This window comes from Enterobacter hormaechei subsp. xiangfangensis, from assembly GCF_001729785.1.
In the GTDB taxonomy this organism is placed as follows: Bacteria; Pseudomonadota; Gammaproteobacteria; order Enterobacterales; family Enterobacteriaceae; genus Enterobacter; species Enterobacter hormaechei_C.
Genome location: NZ_CP017183.1, coordinates 3,356,749 through 3,382,910, shown reverse-complemented (window position 1 = coordinate 3,382,910; position 26,162 = coordinate 3,356,749). Strand labels below are relative to the sequence as shown.

Here is a 26,162-nt window from a genome sequence, read left to right as displayed (position 1 = left end):
CAATGAAATTACCGATTTATCTCGATTACTCCGCAACCACGCCGGTGGACCCGCGTGTTGCCGAGAAAATGATGCAGTGTCTGACCCTGGACGGAAACTTTGGTAACCCAGCTTCCCGTTCACACCGTTTTGGCTGGCATGCTGAAGAGGCGGTTGATATCGCCCGTAATCAGATTGCTGACCTGGTCGGTGCCGACCCGCGTGAAATTGTTTTCACCTCCGGTGCGACCGAATCCGACAACCTGGCGATTAAGGGTGCAGCCAACTTTTATCAGAAAAAAGGCAAGCACATCATCACCAGCAAAACCGAACACAAAGCCGTGCTGGACACCTGCCGTCAGCTGGAGCGTGAAGGGTTCGAAGTCACCTATCTGGCGCCACAGAGCAACGGCATTATCGATCTGAAAGAGCTCGAAGCGGCGATGCGTGATGACACCATTCTGGTCTCCATCATGCACGTCAACAACGAAATCGGCGTGGTACAAGACATCGCGACCATCGGCGAAATGTGCCGCGCGCGCGGTATCATCTACCACGTGGACGCGACCCAGAGCGTGGGCAAACTGCCTATCGACCTGAGCCAGCTGAAAGTGGACCTGATGTCCTTCTCCGGTCACAAAATCTATGGTCCGAAAGGTATCGGCGCGCTGTACGTTCGTCGTAAGCCACGTATTCGCATCGAAGCACAGATGCACGGCGGCGGTCACGAGCGCGGCATGCGTTCCGGTACGCTGCCTGTTCACCAGATCGTGGGCATGGGCGAAGCCTACCGCATTGCAAAAGAAGAGATGGAAACCGAGATGGCACGCCTGCGCACGCTGCGTAACCGTCTGTGGGACGGCGTGAAAGATATGGAAGAAGTGTATCTGAACGGCGATCTCGAGCAGGGCGCGCCGAACATCCTCAACGTCAGCTTCAACTATGTTGAAGGCGAGTCGCTGATCATGGCGCTGAAAGACCTGGCCGTTTCTTCCGGCTCTGCCTGTACCTCTGCAAGCCTGGAGCCATCCTACGTACTGCGCGCGCTGGGTATGACTGACGAGCTGGCACACAGCTCTATCCGTTTCTCTTTAGGTCGTTTTACTACCGAAGAAGAGATTGACTACACCATCAAGCTGGTTCGTAACTCCATCGGCCGTCTGCGCGACCTTTCTCCACTGTGGGAAATGTTCAAGCAGGGCGTGGATCTGAACAGCATTGAATGGTCACATCACTAATCGGTACATAAGGAGAATTCAATCATGGCATACAGCGAAAAAGTCATCGATCATTACGAAAACCCGCGCAACGTTGGCTCTTTTGACAACAGCGACGAATCTGTTGGTAGCGGCATGGTCGGTGCGCCAGCATGTGGCGACGTGATGAAGTTGCAGATCAAAGTCAACAATGAAGGTATCATTGAAGACGCGCGCTTCAAGACCTACGGCTGCGGTTCTGCTATCGCGTCCAGCTCCCTGGTCACCGAATGGGTGAAGGGCAAGTCTCTGGACGAAGCACAGGCAATCAAGAACACGGATATTGCTGAAGAACTCGAACTGCCGCCGGTGAAAATTCACTGCTCAATTCTGGCAGAAGACGCGATCAAAGCCGCCATTGCGGATTACAAAAGCAAACGTGAAGCAAAATAATTGAGGTTTGAGTATGTCGATTACCCTTAGCGACAGCGCTGCCGCGCGAGTAAGCTCTTTTCTGGCGAACCGTGGTAAAGGCTTTGGCCTGCGACTGGGCGTACGTACCTCCGGCTGTTCTGGTATGGCTTACGTACTGGAGTTTGTTGACGAACCGGCGTCTGATGACACCGTGTTTGAAGACAAGGGCGTGAAGGTGGTGGTCGATGGCAAAAGCCTGCAATTCCTCAACGGCACTCAGCTGGACTTCGTAAAAGAAGGCCTGAACGAAGGGTTCAAATTCACGAACCCGAACGTCAAAGACGAGTGTGGTTGCGGCGAAAGCTTCCACGTTTAACCGCGCGTCATCCGAAACCCCACCGTGGCTTTGCTACGCGTGGGGTTTGTTCTAACAGGCTACCCCTGAGATTGTTATGGATTACTTCACTCTCTTCGGACTACCCGCTCAATACCCGATCGATCTCCAGGCGCTGACGGTCCGTTTTCAGGATCTCCAGCGTCAGTACCATCCGGATAAATTCGCCAGCGGGACGCAGGCAGAGCAACTGGCTGCGGTATCACACTCCGCCACCATCAACCAGGCCTGGCAAACGCTGCGTCATCCGCTGGCGCGTGCAGAATATCTGCTCTCGCTTCACGGTTTCGATCTGGCGAGCGAACAGCATACCGTGCGCGACGCCGCCTTTCTGATGGAACAGCTGGAGCTGCGCGAAGAGCTGGATGAAATTGAACAGGCTAAAGACGAAGCGCGCCTGGAAAGCTTTATCACGCGCGTAAAGGGTATGTTCGATACCCGCCATCAGCAGATGGTGGAGCAACTGAACAACGAGACCTGGGACGTGGCGGCAGACACTGTGCGCAAACTCCGTTTTCTCGATAAACTGCGAAGCAGTGCTGAACAACTCGAAGAAAAGCTGCTCGATTTTTAATTTCGGAAGCAATTATGGCCTTATTACAAATTAGTGAGCCTGGCTTAAGTGCCGCACCGCACCAGCGTCGTCTGGCGGTCGGTATTGACCTGGGCACCACCAATTCCCTCGTGGCGACCGTGCGCAGCGGCCAGGCGGAAACGCTGGCTGACGAGCAGGGGCGCCATCTGCTGCCTTCCGTAGTCCACTACCAGCAGCAGGGTCACGCGGTCGGGTTTGATGCCCGCGCTAACGCCGCGCGCGATCCGGCCAATACCATCAGCTCGGTTAAGCGCATGATGGGCCGCTCGCTGGCTGATATCCAGACCCGTTACCCGCATCTGCCGTATCAGCTACAGGCCAGCGAAAACGGCCTGCCGATGATCGCGACGTCAGCCGGTTTGCTGAACCCGATTCGCGTTTCTGCTGACATCCTTAAAGCGCTGGCGGCACGCGCCACAGCGACGCTCGGCGGCGATCTGGACGGCGTGGTGATCACCGTTCCGGCCTATTTCGACGATGCACAGCGTCAGGGCACCAAAGACGCCGCGCGTCTGGCGGGCTTGCACGTGCTGCGTCTGCTGAACGAACCGACGGCGGCGGCGATTGCCTACGGCCTCGACTCCGGTCAGGAAGGGGTGATCGCGGTTTACGATCTCGGCGGCGGGACGTTCGATATCTCAATCCTGCGCCTGAGCCGCGGCGTGTTCGAAGTGCTGGCGACCGGCGGAGATTCCGCGCTCGGCGGCGATGACTTCGACCATCTGCTGGCAGATTACATCCGCGAGCAGGCGGGCATCAGCGATCGCAGCGATGCGCACGTGCAGCGTGAACTGCTGGATGCGGCCATCGACGCCAAAATCGCCCTGAGCGATGCACAGTCCGTCAGCGTGAACGTCGCAGGCTGGCAGGGTGAGATTACCCGCGATCGGTTCAGCGAACTGATTGCGCCTCTGGTTAAGCGTACCCTGCTGGCCTGCCGTCGCGCATTGAAGGATGCAGGCGTTGAGGCTAACGAGGTGCTGGAAGTGGTCATGGTTGGCGGCTCAACCCGCGTGCCGCTGGTACGCGAGCGCGTGGGGGAATTCTTTGGCCGCACGCCGTTGACCTCTATCGACCCGGACAAAGTGGTTGCCGTCGGCGCCGCTATCCAGGCCGATATTCTGGTCGGCAACAAGCCGGACAGCGAAATGCTGCTGCTGGACGTCATCCCGCTGTCTCTCGGTTTAGAAACCATGGGCGGCCTGGTGGAGAAAGTGATCCCGCGTAACACCACCATTCCGGTGGCGCGTGCGCAGGAGTTCACCACCTTTAAAGACGGCCAGACCGCGATGTCCATCCACGTGATGCAGGGCGAGCGTGAGCTGGTGCAGGACTGCCGCTCCCTGGCGCGCTTTGCGCTGCGCGGCATCCCGGCGCTGCCAGCTGGCGGGGCGCATATTCGCGTCACCTTCCAGGTTGATGCGGATGGCCTGCTGAGCGTGACGGCGATGGAAAAATCCACCGGCGTGGAATCATCCATCCAGGTGAAGCCGTCCTACGGCCTGACCGATGGCGAAATCGCCTCCATGATCCAGGATTCAATGAGCTACGCCGAGCAGGATGTGAAGGCGCGTATGCTGGCTGAACAAAAAGTTGAAGCCGCACGCGTGCTGGAAAGCCTGAACGGGGCGCTCGCTGCCGATGCCGCGCTGTTAAGCGCCGCTGAGCGCCAGGTGATTGACGACGCTGCCGCGCGCTTAAGCGCCGTGGCCGAAGGCAATGACGCTGACGCGATAGAAGAAGCCATTAAAAACGTTGATAAACAAACCCAGGACTTCGCTGCTCGCCGCATGGACAAATCTGTCCGCGTCGCGCTGAAAGGCCAGTCCGTGGACGAGGTTTAATATGCCAAAGATTGTAATTTTGCCTCATGCGGACCTCTGTCCGGATGGTGCTGTTCTGGAAGCGAAGACCGGTGAAACCATTCTCGATGTAGCCCTGCGTGCAGGTATCGAAGTGGAACACGCCTGTGAAAAATCCTGTGCCTGCACCACCTGCCACTGCATCGTGCGTGAAGGTTTCGACTCTCTCGCCGAGAGCACCGAAGACGAAGACGACATGCTGGATAAAGCATGGGGTCTGGAGCCAGACAGCCGCTTAAGCTGCCAGGCCGCGGTGACCGATGAAGATCTGGTCGTGGAGTTCCCACGCTACACCATCAACCACGCACGCGAGCACTAATATGGGACTGAAGTGGACAGACAGCCGTGAAATCGGCGAAGCGCTCTACGACGCGAACCCGGATCTCGATCCGAAGACCGTACGATTCACCGACATGCACCAGTGGATCTGCGATTTAGAGGATTTCGACGACGATCCTAACGCATCCAATGAAAAAATTCTGGAGGCGATTCTGTTAGTCTGGTTAGATGAAGCAGAATAAATAACAAAACGGGCTGCCTTCAGGCGGCCCGTTTGCTAGTTGCTAATAAGGATAAATAAAATGACCGAAGCGATGAAGATTACGCTCTCGAATCAGCCTGCCGACGCGCGCTGGGGCGAGAAAGCCACCTACAGCATTAATAACGACGGCATTACCCTGCACCTGACGGGCAACGATGATTTGGGCCTGATCCAGCGCGCCGCGCGTAAGATTGACGGCCTTGGCATTAAGCATGTGTCGCTGGAAGGGGAAGGTTGGGACACCGACCGCAGCTGGGCGTTCTGGGCAGGCTACAAAGGGCCGAAAGGCACCCGTAAAATTGAGTGGGCGAACCTCGACGAAGCCGGTCAGAAAGAGCTGGAAAGCCGCCTGAACATTATCGACTGGGTGCGCGACACCATTAACGCACCGGCGGAAGAGCTGGGGCCGGAACAGCTGGCGCAGCGCGCCGTTGACCTGCTGTGCGGTGTGGCGGGCGAAAAGATGTCCTACCGCATCACTAAAGGGGAAGACCTGCGCGAGCAGAACTACATGGGTATCCACACCGTGGGCCGTGGCTCAGAGCGTCCTCCGGTCCTGCTGGCGCTGGATTACAACCCAACCGGCGACAAAGAAGCCCCGGTCTTTGCCTGTCTGGTCGGGAAAGGCATCACCTTCGACACCGGCGGCTACAGCCTGAAGCAGAGCGCATTCATGGACTCCATGAAGTCCGACATGGGCGGCGCGGCGACCATTACCGGCGCGCTGGCCTTCGCCATCACCCGTGGCCTGAACAAGCGCGTGAAGCTCTACCTGTGCTGCGCGGACAACATGGTGAGCGGCAACGCCTTCAAGCTGGGCGACATCATTCGCTACCGCAACGGTAAAAACGTTGAGGTGATGAACACCGACGCCGAAGGCCGTCTGGTGCTGGCCGATGGCCTGATCGACGCCTCTGCGCAGAAGCCGGAGCTGATTATCGACATGGCGACCCTGACCGGCGCGGCGAAAACTGCCCTGGGTAATGACTATCACGCCCTGTTCAGCTTCGACGACAAGCTGGCCGCTCGCCTGCTGGCCAGCGCGGCGGCGGAAAACGAACCGTTCTGGCGTCTGCCGCTGGCCGAGTTCCACCGCAGCCAGCTGCCGTCTAACTTCGCCGAGCTGAACAACACCGCGAGCGCAGCGTACCCGGCGGGGGCAAGCACCGCAGCAGGCTTCCTGTCTCACTTCGTTGAGAACTACCATGAAGGCTGGCTGCACATTGACTGCTCCGCAACCTACCGTAAAGCGGCGGTTGAGCAGTGGTCTGCGGGTGCGACCGGTCTGGGCGTGCGTACCGTAGCGAACCTGCTGACGGCTGAGTAATGCTCTTTGCCCTCACCCTAACCCTCTCCCCATGGGAGAGGGCAGGGGTGAGGGGGAAATTCGACATCTGGAATTGTTATGTCAGAAACCAAAAACGAATTAGAAACCCTGTTGGAGCAGGCGGCGACCGAGCCCGCCCACCGTCCGGCCTTTTTCCGCACGCTGCTGGAATCCACCGTCTGGGTGCCGGGCACCGCAGCGGAAGGGGAGCAGGTTGTCGAAGACAGCGCGCTGGATCTGCTGCACTGGGAGAAAGACGACGGCACGTCGGTGATCCCGTTCTTTACCTCGCTCGAGGCCTTGCAGGAAGCGGTAGAAGACGAACAGGCGTTCGTGGTGATGCCGGTGCGCACGTTGTTCGAAATGACCCTGGGGCAGACGCTGTTCCTCAACGCCAAACTGCCGACCGGGAAAGAGTTTACTCCGCGCGAAATCAGCCACCTGATTGGTGACGAGGGCAACCCGCTCAGCACTCAGGAGGTGCTGGAAGGGGGCGAAACGCTGCTGCTGTCTGAAGTGGCCGAGCCGCCCGCGCAGATGATTGACTCCCTGACCACGCTGTTTAAAACCATCAAGCCGGTAAAACGCGCGTTTCTCTGCTCCATCAAAGAGAGCGCTGACGAAAAGCCTGTTCTGCTGATAGGGATTGAGGCCGACGGCGATATCGACGAGATCATCCAGGCGGCGGGAAGCGTGGCGACCGACACCCTGCCGGGCGATGAGCCGATTGATATCTGTCAGGTGAAGAAAGGTGAGAAGGGGATCAGCCACTTTATTACCGAGCACATCACCCCGTTCTACGAGCGTCGCTGGGGCGGCTTCCTGCGCGATCTTAAGACCAACCGCATTATCTGATTACAGCGGGGTGATCTTCACCCCGTTGCTTCCAGCAGCAGTAAATCCATCAGCAGCACCAGATTCGACTCAAACGACGTCACACCTGCGGCTTCGGCGGCGAAATGTACCGCTTCGTCATAGAGAGCAAAATGCACGTCCGCCATACCCGCCAGCGTATTGGCCGACGCGCGGGTAAACGCGACGATCGTCATGCCGACGTTTTTGGCGATCCGCGCTTTATCCAGTACCTGCTCCGTTTCGCCGCTGCGTGAAACGGCAATAAACACCTGATAGCGCGCGGCGTTGCTGAGAAAAATATTCCGGCTGTCTCCCGGCCCGGAGATGAACGCCGTTTTTCCTAGCACCTGCAACTTCTTGGTCAGGTACTCGGCAAAAAGGTACGAAAACCCGGCGCCGTAGAGAAAGAAGCTCTCTTTCTGGCGCAGCAGGCTGGCAAACTGCTGGCGTTTGTCCTGAGTGACCCACTGGAAGGTCTGCTGATAGTTGGCAACGAACCGGGTAAAAAGCGCGGGCATTTCCGCATGTTGCTCAGGCTGTACGGTGATATGCGGCGTGTCAGAAAGCAGCTGCTTGCAGTGCCAGATAAACTCGCTAAAGCCGCTAAACCCCAGCTTCTGGCACAGCCGCATAATCGTCGCGGTAGAGACAAATGTCGCCTGCGCCAGCTCGCGCACCGTGATGTTGCCCACCAGCAATGGATGCTCAGTGAGGTGGGCGAGGACGCGATACTCCGCGCGGGTCAGCGACGACCCGCGCGTTAACAGCGTTGCCAGGCGGTTATCCATTATTTCGCCGGTTCAACCGGCAGATCGTCTCGTGCACCCCATTCACTCCAGGCGCCGTCGTACAGGGTCACGTCATTTGCGCCAAGGGTTGCCAGCGCCAGGATCACCACGCAGGCCGTTACGCCGGAGCCGCAGCTTGCAATAACCGGACGATGCAAATCCACGCCCTGACGTTCAAAAATGGCACGCAATTCATCGGTGGTTTTCAGCTCGCCTTCAAACACCAGATCGCCCCACGGCACGTTCAGCGCCCCCGGGATATGTCCTCGTTTCAGTCCCGGTCGCGGCTCGTCCGCTTCTGCGTTGAAACGTGGAGCGGGACGCGCATCGACGATTTGCGCCGTGTTTTCGTGGCTCACGACCAGCACGTCGGTCAGGCGCTTGACCACGTTAGCGTCAAACGTGGCATCAAATTCCCCTTCCGGCAGCGTGACGTCACCCTGCTGAAGCGGTAGTTCGTCGCGCTTCCAGCCTGCAAGTCCGCCCGCCAGAATCGATACCTTTTCCACGCCGAAGTTTTTCAGCATCCACCACGCTCGCGGCGCGGAAAACAGATTACCTTCATCGTAAACAACAAGATGTTTATCTTTGCTGATGCCCAGCTCGCGCATCGCCACGGAAAACGCTTCCGGGCGAGGCAGCATGTGCGGCAGGGGAGAGGTGTGATCGGAGAGGGCTTCGATATCAAAAAATACCGCGCCAGGCAGGTGCCCTGCCCGGTATTCAGCGGGAACGTCACGATGCTCCTGGCCCGGAGGGGCCATGCGCGCGTCGATAATCTGAACTTCCGGGTCGTCGCCGTGCTCAATCAGCCAGTCGGCAGCGACAAAATATGAGGTGGACATGGTTGCCTCCATTCTTTTCCGTAAAAAAGGATTGTCGGTGTTTTTTCTGACACCGACAAGCTAACCACGTTCAACTCGCGAGCAAGCCCCTATTTTTTCACCGCTTCACCGTCCTGCCAGGCCTTTTGCAGCGCAGGCCAGTAGTCGCGGTTGGCTTCGATCATCTCATCCAGAATCGCTTTCGCGTGCTCCATGGTTGGCACGGTGCGGTTCAGAGTGAACGCCTGCAACGCTTTCTCGTAGCTGCCTTCGATGGTTGCCTCAACCAGCAGCTGTTCAGAGGCCAGCTGCTGTTGCAGGAGCGTCTGGTGGAACAGCGGCACCTGACCCACGCGGACAGGCTCCGGCCCTTCGGAAGTGATATAGGCAGGCACTTCCACCACCGCATCGTACGGCAGGTTGGTAATCGCCCCGCGGTTTTCCACCATCACCAGATGGCGTTGGCGCAGGTTGAATGCCAGCGAGCAGGCGACATCGACGATAAATTCGCCGTGAACACCTACGTGGAAGGCGTCCGGTAAGATCCCGCTGCGCTGGTACTCTTCGGCGGCGGCGAACAGCTTTTTCTCGCGCCCGTTCATCACTTCGTTGGCGCGGGTATAGTCCGGGTTTTGATGCTCCACAATCTGGTTTGGCATCAGGTAGTACTGTAGATACGGGTTCGGCAGGTACTCCGGGAAGTTATCCATAATCGGCTTGATGTTGCGCCAGGTTTTCACCCATGACGGATCGGAATGCTGCGGGTCGGTTTTTGCGGCATCTTCCGTCAGCAGGCCAAACTTCGCGATATGCTTACGCAGCGCCGGGAGCTTGTCTTCGCCGTCCACCAGCACGCGGGTAAACCAGCCGAAGTGGTTTAGGCCAAAATAGTCCACCTCCAGTTTATGACGATCCACGCCCAGAATGGCACCCATATTGCGCATCGCGGCAACCGGCATATCGCAGATGTTCAGCACGCGTGCGTTGGGGCGCAGGCGACGCACACCCTCAGCGACAATCGCCGCCGGGTTGGAGTAGTTCACGATCCAGGCTTTCTCGTGCGCGTAGCGATCGACCAGATCGATAAGCTCCACCATCGGCAGGATCGTGCGCAGGCCGTAGGCCAGCCCGCCGGGGCCGCAGGTTTCCTGGCCCACCACGCCGTGACGCAGCGGAATTTTTTCATCCTGCTCGCGCATCTTGTACTGCCCGACGCGCATCTGGGCGAAGACAAAATGCGCGCCGCTAAAGGCCACTTCTGGGTCGCTGGTGACCGTAAATTTGATGCTCTGGCTGTGGTCGCGAATAACCTTCTCCACCACGGGCGCGATGGTGTTCTGGCGCGCCTCGTCAATGTCATACAGGCGGATCTCTGCCAGAGGGAAATCGTGCAGACGCACCATCAGGCTTTTCACAATACCTGGCGTGTAAGTGCTACCGCCGCCGGCAATCGACAGAATAAATGGGGGTGTAAACATCTTTAGCTCCTTTCAGAGAAACGTCTCAACGGCTTCTCGCATTTTTTTGACATGCAGCCCGTAGACCACCTGAACGTTGTTACCTTGTTTGATAATCCCTTTCGCGCCGGTCGCTTTCAGGCGCGGTTCGTCGATGATGGCGACGTCCTTCACCGTGACGCGTAAGCGGGTGTAGCAGTTATCCACTACCTCTATATTTTCCCGACCGCCCAGACCCACAACGATCGATTCGCCCAGCCCGTCGTTATTGCCCTTCGCCTGGTACTCCTGCTTGCTGTAAAGGCGTGTCTCCTGGTCCTCATCTTCACGCCCCGGCGTTTTCATGTTGAAGCGCAGGATAAGGAAGCGGAACACCACAAAATAAAGGGCGAACATGATCAGCCCGACCACGATGTACATGGGCCAGTTGGACTTCTCCGTGCCGAGCGGCAGGTTGTAGAGGATGAAATCGATAATCCCGTTGGCGCCGATGGCGTGAACGCCAAACAGCGAGAACAGCATCATGCCGATACCGGTCAGCACCGCATGCACCACGAACAGCAGCGGGGCGACAAACAGGAAGGAGAACTCAATCGGCTCGGTTACGCCGACCAGCAGCGAGGTCAGCGCCGCCGGGATCAGAATCGCTTTCGCAATCGCTTTACGCTCTGGCTTCGCGGTCATGTACATCGCCAGCGCGGCGGCAGGAAGGCCGAACATCTTGCTGATGCCGCGCGCATCCCACACCACGGTACTGCTGAGCTGCTTCACGTCCGGGCAGGCCATCTCGGCGAAGTAGATATTGCGCGCGCCCTGGTAAGCCGTACCGCACACCTCCTGCGTACCGCCCAGTTCGGTATACAGGAACGGCGTATAGACCAGATGATGCAGGCCCGTCGGCACCAGAATGCGTTCAAGGAAACCGTAGATCGCCACGCCAAACGGACCGGACGCTTTGATCGCCAGCGCCAGGGCGCTAATTCCATGCTGTGCGTACGGCCAGAGTTCGCTCATGATCACGCCGAGCAGCATAGAGACAGGCAGCATTACAATCGCGACAAAGCAGTGGCCGGAGTAAATCGCCATCGCGCCGTTAAACTGGACACCGGAATATTTGTTGTACAGATAACCGGAGAGCGCCCCGGTCAGGATCCCGGCGAAAACGCCCATTTCCAGCACCTGGACGCCCAGCACCATGCTTTGTCCGGCGGCTTTCATCTGTTCCGCAGGGGCCAGTTCCCCCTGAAGCTGTAACGTCACGTTCATGGCATTGATAAACACGATAAAAGTTACCAGCCCAATCAGCGCCGCGTAGCCTTTGTCTCGGGTTGCCAGTCCAATGGGGATCCCAACGGCAAACACCAGCGCCAGGTTGACCAGCACCGACACGGCAGACTTGGCGATCAGCTGGCCGACACTCTGGATCAGCGGGTGGCCAAGAAACGGCAGGTACTCGGCCAGATTGCCGTTACCCAGCACATTCCCAAAGGCGATAAACAGGCCGACGATGGGTAAGATAAGTACAGGTCCGTAAAGTGATTTTCCGAAATTTTGTAGGGCGTTCACGGCTCGTTTCATGGCTTTCTCTCTTATTGAACCGCGCACTCAGGGTGCGTCATGGTCATAAAACTAGCAGGCCTGATGCGAGCTTATCCAGCTATCTTCTTGTTTTAAAAACAAATGACGTGAAAGGTAACATGTAACGTTATGCGCTGTGATCGCGGTTCCATCACGGCGTAGCGGCGTGATGCCATTCTGCGAGGTGCTTTCCAGATTATAAAATTGGACTTTTTGTATTAACGAAACTTGCGGATAATACTTATCCGGACGATGACCAACAGGCCCCTCAGGCCAGGGACACAGGATGAAACCGTTTCGCTTAGCTGCGATCTCTCTCGCGCTGCTCACCACCTTTACGCTTGTCGGCTGTGATAACAGCGACGACAAACCTCAGGCCGCTGCCCCCGCAGCGTCTACTGCATCAGAACAGAAAACCCCGGCGACACCGGATCCTGAAAAGCTGGCTAAGCTGGCCGCGCAGAGTCAGGGTAAGGCGTTGACGCTGCTGGATGCCTCTGAAGTGCAACTCGACGGCGCCGCGACGCTGGTTCTGACCTTCTCTGTACCGCTGGATCCCAGCCAGGATTTTGCGAAAACGGTACATGTGGTGGATAAAAAAAGCGGCAAAGTGGACGGCGCCTGGGAACTGGCCCCCAATCTGAAAGAGCTGCGCCTGCGCCATCTGGAGCCGAATCGTAATCTGGTTGTCACCGTCGAACGTGATTTGCTGGCGCTGAACAAAGCGACATTCGGCATTGACTATGAAAAAGCGATTACCACCCGGGATGTTGAACCGACGGTCGGATTCGCCAGCCGCGGCTCGCTGCTGCCGGGTAAGGTGGTGGAAGGGTTGCCGGTGATGGCGCTCAACGTCAACAATGTGGACGTGAACTTTTATCGCGTGAAGCCGGAGTCGCTGGCCTCGTTTGTCAGCCAGTGGGAGTACCGTAACTCGCTGACCAACTGGGAATCTGACAATCTGCTGAAGATGGCGGAACTGGTCTACACCGGCCGTTTCGACCTCAACCCGGCGCGCAACACGCGTGAAAAACTGCTCCTGCCGCTTAAAGATATTAAGCCGCTCCAGCAGTCTGGCGTCTATATCGCCGTGATGAATCAGGCTGGTCACTATAACTACAGTAACGCCGCGACGCTCTTTACCTTAAGTGATATTGGGCTGTCCGCTCACCGTTATCATAACCGCCTGGACATCTTCACCCAGAGTCTTGAAAACGGTGCGGCGCAGTCAGGCGTGACCATTACCCTTCTGAACGATAAAGGGCAGACTCTGGCCGAGGCGAACAGCGACGCCGATGGTCATGCGAAACTGGAAACCGATAAAGAAGCCGCGCTGATCCTGGCCAGTAAAGATGGCCAGACCACGCTTCTTGATCTCAAACTTCCGGCGCTGGATCTGGCGGAGTTTGATATCGCCGGTAACCCGGGTTACAGCAAACAGTTCTTTATGTTTGGCCCGCGCGATCTCTATCGTCCGGGTGAAACGGTGATCCTGAACGGCCTGCTTCGCGACAGCGATGGCAAACCGCTTCCCGAGCAGCCGGTAAAACTTGACGTGCTGCGTCCGGACGGCCAGGTAGCGCGTACGGTCGTTGTGCAACCTGAGAACGGCCTTTATCGCTTCAACTATTCGCTTGATAGCGGCGCCCAGACCGGCATGTGGCATATTCGCGCGAATACGGGGGATAACCAGCAGCGCATGTGGGATTTCCACGTCGAAGATTTTATGCCTGAGCGTATGGCGCTGAATCTGACCGGGCAAAAAACGCCGGTTTCCCCGCAGGAGGATGTGGACTTTAACGTTGTGGGCTATTACCTGTACGGCGCGCCAGCTAACGGCAATTCTCTGCAAGGCCAGCTTTTCCTGCGTCCGCTACGTGACGCGGTGCCTGCGCTGCCTGGCTTCCAGTTCGGTGATATTGCCGAGGAGAACCTGAGCCGCAGCCTGGATGAAGTGCAGCTTACGCTGGACGAACAGGGGCGCGGACAGGTTACCACCGAAAGCCAGTGGAAAGAGGCGCACTCGCCGCTGCAACTGATTTTGCAGGCCAGCCTGCTGGAATCAGGTGGGCGTCCGGTAACGCGACGCGCTGAGCAGGCTATCTGGCCGGCGGCTGAGCTGCCGGGTATTCGCCCTCAGTTCGCCAGCAAGGCGGTTTACGACTACCGCACCGATACTACCGTCAACCAGCCGATCGTCGACGAGAACGGCAACGCCAGCTTCGACATCGTCTATGCCGATGCCAGCGGAGCCAAAAAGGCCGTTTCCGGATTACAGGTACGACTGATTCGCGAGCGTCGTGACTACTTCTGGAACTGGTCCGAGAGTGAGGGCTGGCAGTCTCAGTTTGATCAAAAAGATCTGGTTGAGGGCGAGCAGGAGCTAAACCTCAAGGCCGATGAAACCGGTAAAGTCACCTTCCCGGTGGAGTGGGGCTCATACCGTCTGGAAGTGAAAGCCCCTGATGACATGGTCAGCAGCGTGCGCTTCTGGGCAGGCTACAGCTGGCAGGATAACAGCGACGGCACCGGGGCCGCGCGCCCTGACCGCGTGACGCTGAAACTGGATAAGCCATCCTATCAGCCAGGCGATACCATCCAACTGCACATCGCCGCGCCGGCCGCAGGCAAGGGCTATGCGATGATCGAGTCCAGTGAAGGGCCGTTGTGGTGGAAAGAGATCGACGTACCGGCTAACGGTCTGGATCTCGCTATCCCGGTCGACAAGGCCTGGAAACGTCACGATCTCTATCTCAGCACGCTGGTGGTTCGTCCTGGCGATAAATCAAAATCCGCCACGCCAAAACGGGCGGTTGGCCTGCTGCATCTGCCAATGGGGGACGAAAATCGTCGCCTGAACATCGCACTGGATAACCCGCAAAAAATGCGTCCGAACCAGACGCTTTCTGTGAAAGTGAAAGCCAGCGTAAAAGAGGGGGCTGTGCCACAGAAGGTGAACGTGCTGGTCTCGGCTGTCGATAGCGGCGTGCTGAACATTACCGACTACGTCACGCCGGATCCGTGGCAAGCTTTCTTCGGTCAGAAGCGCTATGGCGCGGACATCTATGATGTTTACGGCCAGGTGATTGAAGGTCAGGGACGTCTGGCCGCACTGCGCTTTGGCGGAGACGGCGATGAACTGAAACGCGGCGGTAAGCCACCGGTGAACCATGTCACCATTATTGCCCAGCAGGCGCAGCCGGTTACGCTTGATGCCAACGGCGAAGGTACCATCACGATGCCGATTGGCGATTTCAACGGTGAACTGCGTCTGATGGCGCAGGCCTGGACGGAAGACGATTTCGGCAGCAGCGAAAGCAAAATCATTGTGGCGGCTCCGATTATCACCGAGCTTAACACGCCGCGGTTCCTCGCAAGTGGCGATACCTCCCGCCTGACGCTGGACCTGACTAACCTGACTGACCAGCCGCAAACGCTGAACATTGCGTTAACCGCAGCCGGTAAGTTGTCGCTCGAAGGTGCTCAGCCAGAGCCGGTTAAGCTGCCGCCTGGCGCACGTAGCACCCTGTTTATACCGGTGCGTGCCCTGGAGGGCTATGGCGATGGGGAAGTGACTGCTCAGGTGACGGGCCTTCAGCTCCCAGGTGAGACGTTTGCGCCGCAGCAGAAGAGCTGGAAAATTGGCGTGCGTCCCGCATTCCCGGCGCAAACCGTGAATACGGGCACGATGCTGAATCCTGGCGAATCCTGGAGTGCGCCAGCACAGCATATCGAAGGTTTCTCGCCTGCCACGCTACAGGGGCAGCTGTTGCTCAGCGGTAAACCACCTTTGAACCTGGCGCGCTACATACGTGAACTTCAGGCCTATCCGTATGGATGTCTTGAGCAGACCACCAGCGGCCTGTTCCCGTCCCTCTACACCAACGCGGCACAGCTGAAGGCACTGGGCATTAAAGGCGATACCGACGATAAACGCCGTGCGGCCATTGATATCGGGATCTCCCGTCTACTGCAAATGCAGCGTGACGATGGCGGTTTTGCCTTGTGGGATAAAAACGGCCCGGAAGAGTACTGGCTGACCGCCTATGTCACGGACTTCCTGGTGCGGGCAGGGGAGCAGGGTTACAGCGTGCCTGCCGAGGCGGTGAATAACGCCAACAGCCGACTGCTGCGCTATTTACAGGATCCGGGCATGATGTCCATCCGCTACAGCGACGACACCCAGGCCAGCAAATTTGCTGTCCAGGCGTATGCTTCGCTGGTGCTGGCGCGTCAGCAAAAAGCGCCGCTCGGTGCGCTGCGTGAAATCTGGGAGCGCCACGCTCAGGCTGCTTCCGGGCTTCCGTTGATGCAGCTGGGCATGGCACTCAAACTGATGGGGGATGCACCGCGCAGCCAGCAGGCGCTGGATCTGGCTCTCAAAACACCCCGTAACGACAGCCGAAACTGGATGGCGGATTACGGCAGCCAGCTGCGTGATAATGCCCTGATGCTCTCCCTGCTGGAAGAGTACAAGCTGCTGCCGGATGCGCAAAACAGGCTGCTGAACGCGTTATCTGAAGACGCGTTCAGCCAGCGCTGGCTGTCTACCCAGGAGAGCAATGCGCTGTTCCTGGCCGGACGATCACTGCAAACCTTGTCAGGTGCGTGGCAGGCAACGACCTCTCTCTCTGAACAGACCCAGAGCAGTGATAAAGCGCAGGTAGAAAACCTGAACGGCGATCAGATTGGTGCGTTGAAGATGACGAATACCGGCACTACGCCGCTGTGGGTACGACTGGACACTACTGGCTATCCGGAGTATGCGCCTCAGCCATCCTCTAATGTCTTGCAGATTGAACGTCATATCCTGGCGACAGACGGCAGCAGCAAGTCGCTCTCTTCTCTGAAGAGCGGTGAACTGGTTCTGGTATGGCTGGAAGTGAAGGCCAGCCAGAACGTGCCGGATGCGCTGGTGGTGGATCTGCTCCCGGCAGGTCTGGAGCTGGAAAACCAGAATCTGGCGAGCAGCAGTGCCAGCTTGCAGGACAGCGGCAGTGAAGTGCAAAACCTGCTGAATCAGATGCAACAGTCTGATATTCAGCACATGGAATTCCGCGACGATCGCTTTGTGGCCGCGGTGCCGGTCAATGAAGGTCAGCCGGTCACGCTGGTTTACCTGGCCCGTGCCGTTACGCCGGGAACCTACCAGGTGCCTGTTCCGATGGTCGAGTCCATGTACGTTCCGCAGTGGCGGGCAACGGGGGCGGCCAGTGGCCCGCTGATCGTTGTTCCGTAAGATGCGGATAGCACGCCTGATTCGCTCCCACTGGCTGTGGCTGGCGGGAGCGCTTCTCGTTTCAGGGGGGCTGATTGTCGTCGCTGACCGCGTGTGGCCGTTGCCCCTGAAAGAGGTCAACCCTGCGCGAGTGGTGGTGGATGAGCAGGGTGTTCCGTTGTGGCGTTTTGCCGACAGCGAAGGCATCTGGCGCTATCCGGTTACCATTAAAGAGGTTTCCCCACGCTATCTTGAGGCGCTGATCCAGTATGAAGATCGCTGGTTCTGGGATCACCCGGGCGTCAATCCGCTATCTGTACTGCGTGCCGCCTGGCAGGATCTCACCTCCGGGAGAGTGGTTTCTGGCGGGAGCACGCTTACCATGCAGGTGGCACGCCTTCTGGATCCGCATCCGCGAACCTTTGGCGGTAAAATTCGTCAGCTGTGGCGGGCGATGCAGCTGGAATGGCATCTCTCCAAGCGTGAAATCCTGACGCTGTATCTGAACCGTGCCCCGTTTGGCGGCACGTTGCAGGGCGTGGGCGCGGCAAGCTGGACTTACCTTGGCAAACCGCCGTCTCAGCTGAGCTATTCCGACGCGGCGCTGCTGGCTGTACTACCACAAGCACCCAGCCGTCTGCGCCCGGACCGCTGGCCGGAACGTGCCGAAGCGGCGCGGAACAAAGTACTCGACCGCATGCTGACTCAGGGCGTCTGGTCTGAGAAGCAGGTGAAAGAGTCCCGTGAAGAGCCGGTCTGGCTGGCCCCCCGGCAGATGCCGCAACTGGCGCCGCTCTTTTCCCGCATGATGCTGAGTAAAAGTCGTGACACAAAAATAGTCACCACGCTGGATGCAGCATTGCAACGACAGCTTGAAGAGCTGGCAATGAACTGGAAATCACGCCTGCCCGCCCGCAGTTCGCTGGCGATGATCGTCGTGGATCATACATCCATGAAAGTGCGTGGCTGGGTAGGCTCGGTAGATATCAATGATGACAGCCGTTTCAGCCACGTAGATATGGTCAATGCGATCCGATCGCCGGGATCGGTTCTCAAACCATTCATCTATGGCATGGCGCTGGACGATGGTCTGATCCATCCCGCTTCGTTATTACAGGATGTTCCAAGAAAAACGGGGGATTATCGTCCCGGCAACTTTGACAGCGGCTTCCATGGGCCGGTCAGTATGAGCGAAGCCCTGGTGCGTTCCCTCAACCTGCCTGCGGTGCAGGTTCTGGAAGCGTACGGCCCAAAACGTTTTGCCGGAATGCTGAGCAACGCGGGATTACCGCTCATTCTGCCTGCGGGGGCACAGCCCAACCTCTCTCTGATCCTGGGGGGCGCAGGCGCACGCCTGGCTGATATCGCTGCCGCCTATAGCGCCTTTGCGCGTCAGGGTAAGGCGGGCCGGCTGCGTTTACAGCCGGGCGATCCGCTGATCGAACGTCCGCTGTTATCGCAGGGGGCGGCGTGGATTATTCGTCGCATTCTCGCTAATGAAGCACAGCCCCTGCCGGACAGTGCGCTGCCCCAGGTAGCGCCGCTGGCGTGGAAAACGGGCACCAGCTATGGCTACCGGGATGCCTGGGCCATCGGCCTGAATGCCCGCTATGTCATCGGAATCTGGACCGGACGCCCGGACGGCACGCCCGTTGCCGGGCAGTTTGGTTTCGCCAGCGCGGTACCGCTCCTGAATCAGGTCAATAACATGCTTCAGTCCCGCTCGATGGTGGATGAAGCGCGCCTGCCGCGCGATCCGCGTCCCGCAAGCGTAGGACGGGGCGTGATTTGCTGGCCGGGGGGCCAGTCCCTGCCTGAAGGGAGCGAAAACTGTCGGCGTCGGCTGTCAACCTGGCTGCTGGAAGGCAGTGAACCGCCTACGCTGCTGCTGCCGGAACAGGAAGGTATTCGCGGGATCCGTTTCCCGGTCTGGCTGGATAAAGAAGGCAAACGCGTTGCGGCGGATTGTCCTGATGCGACAGAAAAAGTGCTGGATGTCTGGCCGCTGCCGCTGGAGCCCTGGCTGCCTGCTGCCGAAAAACGGGCTGCTCGTCTCCCCGCCCGTTCAGCAATTTGCCCTCCGCTGGATAACCATAATGCGGCGCCGCTGATGTTGTCAGGCGTCAGAGAAGGGGCGGTAATTAAACGTCTTCCAGGTGAGAAAAATATTACCCTCAACGTTTTAACCAGCGGCGGGGAGGGGCAACGATGGTGGTTTTTGAATGGCGAACCGCTGGACGGGCATCAGAAGAATTATTCACTGCAATTATATTTGCCTGGTAAATATCAATTAATTGTATTAGATGAAACAGGACAAACGGTGACGGTGAATTTTGAATTAGATCGCTAAGTGTTACTCCTCAAGAGTTAGCTTGATAATTATCAATATTCGTTCCTGAAAAAAAACGAGAATGCGTTTTTATTTGAAGGAACGAGCAATGAAAAAAAATAAACATCAGGGAGAAGGGCTTATTCCCGCCATATCCCGGCGTCATTTTATTCAGGCAGGGTCGGCGCTCGCCGCCCTGCCGTTTGTCGTCAAAACCGGCAAAGTACAGGCACAGGACGCGGCGGTTTCAGACGCTACGCCTGAAGAAAAAGTGGTGCAAACCTGTAGTACGTTTGACTGCGGCGGCAAGTGTGATATTCGTGCTCACGTCAGTGATGGCGTTGTGACCCGAATTTCAACGCGACCGGATAACGCGCTGGATCCGCAGATGCCAGTGATGCGCGCCTGCGTTCGTGGTCGGGCTTATCGGAAATTTGTTTATCATCCCGATCGGCTTAAATATCCAATGAAACGCGTGGGTAAACGTGGCGAAGGAAAATTCGAACGTATTACCTGGGATGAAGCCACCACCCTTATTGCGAATCAATTAAAAACTATTACGCAAAAATACGGTGCTGCGTCACGCTATGTTCATGTGGGCACCGCGGTGTCCGGCGGGACCTTTTCCGGCGATAAAATGGTTCGTCGTCTGCTCAACTTAACCGGCGGCTATCTCGAAAGCTATCACTCGGTCAGTATGGGTAACACGGCGGCGGCAACGCCGTATACCTATGGCACCGCCGCCAGCGGCAGCTCTCTGGACACGCTGCTGGACACCAAACTGGTCATTCTCTGGGGGCATAACCCGACGGAAACCATCTTCGGGCACAGCAACCACTTCTACCAGAAGATGAAGCAAAACGGCACGCGCTTTATCGTTGTTGACCCACGCTATTCCGATACGGTTTCCTCCCTTGCCGATCAGTGGATCCCATTGCTTCCTGCCACGGACAACGCCCTGATGGACGCGATGATGTATGTGATCGTCACGGAGAATCTGCACGATCGCGACTTTATTCAACGCTACACCCTGGGCTTTGACGAAGACGCCATGCCAGAAGGCGTTCCGGCCAATGAATCCCTGATGGCTTACCTGAGCGGTGCAAAGGATGGCGTGGCGAAAACGCCCGAGTGGGCAGAGAAAATCACTCACGTGCCTGCACAAACTATTCGTCAGCTGGCGCGCGACTACGCAACCACCAAACCCGCCGCGCTGATCCAGGGCTGGGGACCGCAGCGTCACAACTGCGGCGAGCGCACCGCGCGCGGCTCGACGATACTGGCCACGCTGACGGGTAACGTTGGGGTGAAAGGCGGCTGGGCAGCAGGCTATGGAGGCTGCGCAAACCGCAAATTTGCGGCCGGGCCAGAGATGCCGGACAACCCGGTCAAAGCCAAAATTTCGGTCATGAACTGGGTGCAGGCTGCTGATGATGCTTCTAAGGTAACCGCGGAAGATGGCCTGAAGGATGCTGAGAAGCTGGACAGCAATATCCGCATCCTGTTCTCGCTGGCGGGCAATTATCTGGCTAACCAGAACCCGGATCTTCATCAGGCAACCCGTGTCCTGGAAGACGAGTCGAAAATCGAGTTTATCGTCGCAAGCGATCTGTTTATGACGCCTAGCGCCAGATACGCCGACCTGCTTTTGCCGGAAACCAGCTTTATGGAACGCTGGAATATCGGCGAAACCTGGGGCACGGCAAGCTATCTGATCCTGTCAGAAAAGCTCATTGAACCTGAATTCGAACGCCGTTCAGACTACGACTGGCTGCGGGAGGTCGCTGCTAAGCTTGGCGTCGAGCCAGCGTTCAGCGAGGGCCGTGACGAAAAAGCGTGGATTGAGCACATCTGGGAGCAGACGCGGCTGTCCATGCCGGATGAAAACCTGCCGGACTTCGCGACGCTACAGAAGACGCGTCAGCATCTTTTCAAAAGCGCGCCGTACGTTGCCTTTGAAGACAACATTCGCGATCCGCAGAATCATCCGTTCCCGACGCCGTCCGGAAAAATTGAGATCTTCTCGAAGCGTCTGTACGACATGCATCACCCGGAAATTCCGGCGCTGTCGCACTACGTGCCTGCCCATGAAGGGCCGGAAGACGAGCTGGCGAAAACCTTCCCGCTCCAGCTGATCACCTGGAAAGGGAAAAACCGCGCTAACTCCACCCAGTACGCCAACCCGTGGTTAATTGAGGCGCAGCAGCAAAAGCTGTGGATCAACCCGCAGGATGCGCAAAAGCGCGGCATTGCGCAGGGGGATACCGTGCGTATTCATAACGCGCGCGGCATTTGCGAGATCCCGGCGGAGGTCACGCCGCGCATCATTCCAGGCGTGGTGGCCATGCAGGCAGGCGCCTGGTGGCAGCCGGACGAGCAGGGTATCGATAAAGGCGGCTGCGCGAACGTGCTCAGTTCCGCCCGTATTACCGCGCTTGCGAAAGGGAATTCCCATCAAACCATGCTGGTGGAGGTAGCTAAAGCATGAGTCAGTTTAAACATTACGCACCGGTGAGCGACAAACAGCTGGGTTTTTATATCGACTCTTCTCGCTGCTCGGGCTGCAAGGCATGCCAGGTGGCGTGCAAAGATAAAAACAACCTTGAGGTCGGACGTCGTTTCCGTCGCGTTTATGAAGTCAATGGCGGGAATTTCATCCCAACCGGGCAGGGCGGCGTCAGCAACAATGTGTTTGCCTACACGCTCTCTATTTCCTGTAACCACTGTGCAGACCCAATCTGCACTAAAAACTGTCCGACCACGGCGATGCACAAGCGTCCGGGAGACGGCATTGTGCGCGTTGATACTGATAAGTGCGTCGGCTGCGGCTACTGCGCGTGGTCTTGCCCTTACGGCGCGCCACAGCTCAACGAGCAGACCGGGCAGATGTCCAAATGTGATTTCTGCGTGGATCTCCAGGCGAAGGGAGAGCAGCCCGTCTGTGTGGCAACCTGTCCACTCGAAGCGATTAAATTCGGGCCGATTGATGAACTGCGGGCGAAGTATGGTGCGGTCTGTGATGTGAAAGGCTTGCCTGATTCCTCCATCACCAAACCAAACCTGGTGATCAAAGCGCATCAGGGCGCAGAGAAAGAGGGGAAATGTCATGCATGAGTTACCGCTGCTGATTTTTACGCTGTTCCTGCAAGGATCGGTTGGCGTTACGCTGTGGCTGGCGTTCGGAAGCACGCAACGTAGCGCGCTGCTGCCGGCTGCCGGAGCGTTTGTGCTGGCGAGCCTGGGGCTGCTCGCCTCCGCGCTGCACATGGGCTATCCGCTTAATGCTCTTAACGCGCTGCGCCACGTATCCAGCTCCTGGCTGAGCCGTGAGATTATCTTTGCCAGTCTTTATCTTGCGGCGCTTGGCTTCGCAACGCTGCTGATGTTTGTCAAAAAGCCAGGCTGGAAGCCACTGTTGGTTGTGGCAGGTCTGGTTGGTTTAGTCGATGTGTTCTGCATGGCGCAGATCTACATGCACGCATCCGTGGTGACATGGCAGCATGTTAACACTCTGGTGCTGTTTATCGGTTCGGTGGGGATTATCGGCTCAGCCTGCATGGCCGTTGGGACGCGTTCCCAGTCAACCGTGCGTGCGGCGGTTGTCATTATCACGCTGCTGGTGCTTGTGCGTCTGGTGATGCAGCCCGTCTGGCTGGCAGATATTACGGCTATGGACCACACCGTGGTGACGTTCCCTCACGCACCGCTACAGATGCTGGAGCAACTGCGAACCGTTCATCTGCTGAGCTGGTGCGTATCCGTTGCGGGTATGCTGTGCTTTGCTGCGGGCGGCTTAAAAGCGGCGCGAGGCACAATGCTGTTGGGCAGCGCCTTGCTAATTGTGGGTGAGCTGATGCTGCGCTTTGTTTTCTTCAGTATTGGCTGATGGGCGGATTAACCTTTGCCCCGGCGATGGACGTGACGCATGCGTGCGTCCGTCGTCGTTTTCGCCACTCTTCCTGCTGTGCCTGCGCGGACGTCTGTCCCGTGCAGGCTTTTTCTTTTACCGACTCAGGCGTCTCGGTTGATGACAGCCGCTGTATTGAATGCGGTGACTGCCTGTTCGTCTGCCCCGCTGGGGCCATCACCGGCATCACGCCGCGAAAACGCTTTCTGAGTGGCGATACGCTTGTTGGGCCGTTTACTGACCGTGCGCCAGGGGTGAATGAGCTTCTGCTGTGGCACGCGCAGTACCACGTTCGTTTTATCAGTATCGACGCGGAGCAGAATCCTGACTGGTTGCTGGCTATTGCCCGGCTGAATCTGGCGCTTCGTCGACGCGGTGAAGCGGCGTGGGCGTTTAAACATATACCCGTCAACGAGGTTAATACCGCCCGGCGTGCGCTGATGCACGTTCCCCGTGAGGATGTCCGGGTCTGTAGCGTCGTGCCCGGTCAGCGTGATCTGCGCAGGGCGTTTTCTGCGTTTAGCGAGGCAGAGATAACTCTCGATACCGAATCCTGCGTACTCTGCGGCGCGTGCTGGCGGAGTTGTACGGAAAACGCGATTCGGTTTGAGAACACTGAACTGGTCGTGGAAACCGGACGCTGTACGGGGTGCGGCGGCTGCGAAGCGGTATGCCAGCATGCGGCGATAAACGTGACGCAAACAGAAGGAACAGCGAAAAGCGTGACCATACCGGCATATGAAGCCGTTTGCCTGACGTGCCACCGTCATTTCTGGTCATTTACGTCTGATGAAAAGCAGTGTCCGCTCTGTTTTCATCATCAACACGGTATGCGAAATACGAGCTGTTGCTAATCTTCGTCTCATTTTAAAAAAATGTTATGCATAACCATAGGCAATGGCGCTATTGCTCTTTATAATCCGCGCCACACCATACTCAGGTATGCAAAAACAACAGAACATTTTACAGAGGTTATCAATGGCTATTGAACGTACTTTTTCCATCATCAAACCAAACGCGGTGGCAAAAAACGTTATTGGCAGCATCTTCGCTCGCTTTGAATCAGCAGGGTTTAAGATCGTTGGCACCAAAATGCTGCACCTGACCGTTGAACAGGCTCGCGGTTTCTACGCTGAGCACGAAGGTCGCCCATTCTTTGACGGTCTGGTCGAGTTCATGACTTCTGGCCCAATCGTGGTATCCGTACTGGAAGGCGAAAACGCGGTACAGCGTCACCGCGATCTGCTGGGTGCAACCAACCCGGACAACGCACTGGCAGGTACTCTGCGCGCCGACTACGCAGACAGCTTCACCGAGAACGGCACCCACGGTTCCGACTCTGTTGAATCTGCTGCGCGCGAAATCGCGTTCTTCTTCGCTGAAGGCGAAGTGTGCCCGCGCACTCGCTAATAATTTCGTAAATGCCGCGTGCAAACGTGGCATCCCTGCGCCAGACTTTGTACAATGCAACGCCCCGGACGAGCAGACTGCTTACCGGGGCGTTTCTTTTCAACCCACCAAGGGCCACAACGTGTAACAACGAGGCCGGAAAAAATTATGTCTGAATTAGTGAATACCTCCGAAGTCGCCATTCCTGCGGTTCCCAATAAAAATGGAAAAATTAACCTGCTGGACCTGAACCGTCAGCAGATGCGCGAGTTCTTTAAAGAGATGGGCGAGAAGCCGTTTCGTGCCGATCAGGTCATGAAATGGATGTACCACTATTGCAGCGACAACTTTGATGACATGACGGACATCAACAAAGTGCTGCGCAATAAGCTTAAAGAAGTGGCTGAAATCCGCGCACCGGAAGTGGTGGAAGAGCAGCGCTCTTCAGATGGCACCATCAAGTGGGCCATTGCCGTTGGCGATCAGCGCGTTGAAACCGTGTATATCCCGGAAGACGATCGCGCCACGCTGTGCGTCTCTTCTCAGGTGGGTTGTGCGCTGGAGTGCAAATTCTGCTCTACGGCGCAGCAGGGCTTTAACCGTAACCTGCGCGTGTCGGAAATCATCGGCCAGGTCTGGCGTGCCGCGAAAATCGTGGGCGCGGCGAAAGTCACCGGTACACGTCCAATCACCAACGTGGTGATGATGGGGATGGGTGAACCGCTGCTCAACCTGACCAACGTCGTTCCGGCGATGGAAATTATGCTCGACGATTTCGGTTTTGGCCTGTCCAAGCGCCGCGTTACGCTCTCTACTTCCGGCGTGGTGCCTGCGCTGGACAAACTGGGCGATATGATTGACGTTGCGCTGGCCATCTCTCTTCACGCGCCAAACGACGCCATCCGTGACGAAATTGTGCCGATCAACAAAAAGTACAATATCGAAACCTTCCTGGCTGGCGTGCGCCGTTACCTGGAGAAATCCAACGCTAACCAGGGCCGCGTGACCATTGAATACGTGATGCTGGATCATGTTAACGACGGTACCGAGCATGCACATGAGCTGGCTGAACTGCTGAAAGATACGCCATGCAAGATCAACCTGATCCCATGGAACCCGTTCCCGGGCGCGCCGTATGGCCGTAGCTCGAACAGCCGTATCGATCGCTTCTCAAAAGTGCTGATGGAGTATGGTTTCACCACCATCGTACGTAAAACGCGTGGCGACGATATCGACGCAGCCTGTGGCCAGCTGGCGGGTGACGTTATTGACCGTACCAAACGTACGCTGCGTAAGCGTATGCAGGGTGAGTCAATCGCGGTTAAAACCGTTTGATTATTATGCAGACACGGCGCATTTTTTGCGCCGTGAAGCATTAATTTACTGAATATTCAGTCACAATCATCACGACTGATTAATAATTACGGTGCGTTTCATACGACTTTCGGGCAGTATGTAACGACGTAACAACAGTTTAGCGTGAAGGCCTGCCAGCGCTGTCATCTGCGG

21 protein-coding genes are annotated in these 26,162 nt (G+C 57.3%); 17 read left to right on the top strand and 4 right to left on the bottom strand.

The window, feature by feature from the left end:
- Positions 1 to 2 precede the first annotated feature (2 nt).
- The 9 genes from iscS to sseB all read left to right on the top strand — a co-directional run bounded on the left by iscS (position 3) and on the right by sseB (position 7,163).
- Positions 3 to 1,217, top strand: a complete 1,215-nt coding sequence (gene iscS / locus BFV63_RS16100) for a cysteine desulfurase (protein ID WP_003860663.1) — start codon at positions 3 to 5, stop codon at positions 1,215 to 1,217.
- Positions 1,218 to 1,241: 24 nt separating this feature from the next.
- Positions 1,242 to 1,628, top strand: a complete 387-nt coding sequence (gene iscU / locus BFV63_RS16095) for a Fe-S cluster assembly scaffold IscU (RefSeq protein WP_003860661.1) — start codon at positions 1,242 to 1,244, stop codon at positions 1,626 to 1,628.
- 13 nt (positions 1,629 to 1,641) lie between these two features.
- Positions 1,642 to 1,965: an iron-sulfur cluster assembly protein IscA gene (gene iscA / locus BFV63_RS16090; RefSeq protein ID WP_003860659.1), complete on the top strand. Its 324-nt coding sequence runs from the start codon at positions 1,642 to 1,644 to the stop codon at positions 1,963 to 1,965.
- A gap of 76 nt (positions 1,966 to 2,041) precedes the next feature.
- Positions 2,042 to 2,557: a co-chaperone HscB gene (gene hscB / locus BFV63_RS16085; RefSeq protein ID WP_032609855.1), complete on the top strand. Its 516-nt coding sequence runs from the start codon at positions 2,042 to 2,044 to the stop codon at positions 2,555 to 2,557.
- A 14-nt stretch (positions 2,558 to 2,571) separates the two neighbouring features.
- Positions 2,572 to 4,422, top strand: coding sequence for a Fe-S protein assembly chaperone HscA (gene hscA / locus BFV63_RS16080; protein ID WP_050870816.1), 1,851 nt, complete (start codon positions 2,572 to 2,574; stop codon positions 4,420 to 4,422).
- A gap of 1 nt (position 4,423) precedes the next feature.
- Entirely contained in the window at positions 4,424 to 4,759 is a 336-nt protein-coding gene (fdx, locus tag BFV63_RS16075) for an ISC system 2Fe-2S type ferredoxin (protein ID WP_003860652.1), read from the top strand.
- A 1-nt stretch (position 4,760) separates the two neighbouring features.
- Positions 4,761 to 4,961 (top strand): Fe-S cluster assembly protein IscX, encoded by a 201-nt coding sequence (gene iscX, locus BFV63_RS16070; protein WP_003860650.1) that lies wholly within the window; start codon positions 4,761 to 4,763, stop codon positions 4,959 to 4,961.
- Between the two features lie 60 nt (positions 4,962 to 5,021).
- On the top strand, positions 5,022 to 6,308 hold the full coding sequence (gene pepB / locus BFV63_RS16065) for an aminopeptidase PepB (protein ID WP_003860647.1): 1,287 nt from the start codon (positions 5,022 to 5,024) through the stop codon (positions 6,306 to 6,308).
- A gap of 78 nt (positions 6,309 to 6,386) precedes the next feature.
- On the top strand, positions 6,387 to 7,163 hold the full coding sequence (sseB, locus tag BFV63_RS16060; RefSeq protein WP_023325069.1) for an enhanced serine sensitivity protein SseB: 777 nt from the start codon (positions 6,387 to 6,389) through the stop codon (positions 7,161 to 7,163).
- A gap of 17 nt (positions 7,164 to 7,180) precedes the next feature.
- Here sseB and BFV63_RS16055 read toward each other — a convergent pair whose 3' ends face one another.
- From BFV63_RS16055 to BFV63_RS16040, 4 genes are all read right to left on the bottom strand, one after another.
- Positions 7,181 to 7,951, bottom strand: a complete 771-nt coding sequence (locus tag BFV63_RS16055; protein WP_015572161.1) for a MurR/RpiR family transcriptional regulator — start codon at positions 7,949 to 7,951, stop codon at positions 7,181 to 7,183.
- Positions 7,951 to 8,796, bottom strand: a complete 846-nt coding sequence (gene sseA / locus BFV63_RS16050; RefSeq protein WP_017383536.1) for a 3-mercaptopyruvate sulfurtransferase — start codon at positions 8,794 to 8,796, stop codon at positions 7,951 to 7,953. Before sseA ends, BFV63_RS16055 begins: the two co-directional genes overlap by 1 nt.
- A gap of 89 nt (positions 8,797 to 8,885) precedes the next feature.
- Positions 8,886 to 10,253: a 6-phospho-alpha-glucosidase gene (locus BFV63_RS16045; RefSeq protein WP_057059253.1), complete on the bottom strand. Its 1,368-nt coding sequence runs from the start codon at positions 10,251 to 10,253 to the stop codon at positions 8,886 to 8,888.
- A gap of 12 nt (positions 10,254 to 10,265) precedes the next feature.
- Positions 10,266 to 11,810: a PTS transporter subunit EIIC gene (locus BFV63_RS16040; protein ID WP_063155748.1), complete on the bottom strand. Its 1,545-nt coding sequence runs from the start codon at positions 11,808 to 11,810 to the stop codon at positions 10,266 to 10,268.
- A gap of 286 nt (positions 11,811 to 12,096) precedes the next feature.
- On the opposite strand from BFV63_RS16040, the gene BFV63_RS16035 reads away from it, so the two are divergent.
- The 8 genes from BFV63_RS16035 to rlmN all read left to right on the top strand — a co-directional run bounded on the left by BFV63_RS16035 (position 12,097) and on the right by rlmN (position 25,988).
- Positions 12,097 to 17,049 carry an alpha-2-macroglobulin family protein gene (locus tag BFV63_RS16035; RefSeq protein ID WP_048240413.1) on the top strand — a complete coding sequence of 1,651 codons (4,953 nt, stop codon included), beginning with the start codon at positions 12,097 to 12,099 and terminating at the stop codon, positions 17,047 to 17,049.
- A 1-nt stretch (position 17,050) separates the two neighbouring features.
- The gene (pbpC, locus tag BFV63_RS16030; protein ID WP_048240414.1) at positions 17,051 to 19,378 is read left to right on the top strand and encodes a peptidoglycan glycosyltransferase PbpC; all 2,328 of its coding nucleotides are present in this window, start codon (positions 17,051 to 17,053) and stop codon (positions 19,376 to 19,378) included.
- A gap of 88 nt (positions 19,379 to 19,466) precedes the next feature.
- Positions 19,467 to 21,845 carry a DMSO/selenate family reductase complex A subunit gene (locus BFV63_RS16025; protein ID WP_023325065.1) on the top strand — a complete coding sequence of 793 codons (2,379 nt, stop codon included), beginning with the start codon at positions 19,467 to 19,469 and terminating at the stop codon, positions 21,843 to 21,845.
- Complete coding sequence (locus BFV63_RS16020; protein WP_023314649.1) at positions 21,842 to 22,471, top strand: DMSO/selenate family reductase complex B subunit; 630 nt, start codon at positions 21,842 to 21,844, stop codon at positions 22,469 to 22,471. The genes BFV63_RS16025 and BFV63_RS16020 overlap by 4 nt, the downstream gene beginning before the upstream one ends.
- Entirely contained in the window at positions 22,464 to 23,243 is a 780-nt protein-coding gene (locus tag BFV63_RS16015; protein WP_045349786.1) for a dimethyl sulfoxide reductase anchor subunit family protein, read from the top strand. Before BFV63_RS16020 ends, BFV63_RS16015 begins: the two co-directional genes overlap by 8 nt.
- Positions 23,243 to 24,118 carry a 4Fe-4S binding protein gene (locus BFV63_RS16010; protein ID WP_045343141.1) on the top strand — a complete coding sequence of 292 codons (876 nt, stop codon included), beginning with the start codon at positions 23,243 to 23,245 and terminating at the stop codon, positions 24,116 to 24,118. Before BFV63_RS16015 ends, BFV63_RS16010 begins: the two co-directional genes overlap by 1 nt.
- 124 nt (positions 24,119 to 24,242) lie before the next feature.
- Positions 24,243 to 24,674, top strand: a complete 432-nt coding sequence (ndk, locus tag BFV63_RS16005) for a nucleoside-diphosphate kinase (protein ID WP_003860625.1) — start codon at positions 24,243 to 24,245, stop codon at positions 24,672 to 24,674.
- A gap of 147 nt (positions 24,675 to 24,821) precedes the next feature.
- Complete coding sequence (gene rlmN / locus BFV63_RS16000) at positions 24,822 to 25,988, top strand: dual-specificity RNA methyltransferase RlmN (RefSeq protein ID WP_003860623.1); 1,167 nt, start codon at positions 24,822 to 24,824, stop codon at positions 25,986 to 25,988.
- Positions 25,989 to 26,162: the final 174 nt, after the last annotated feature.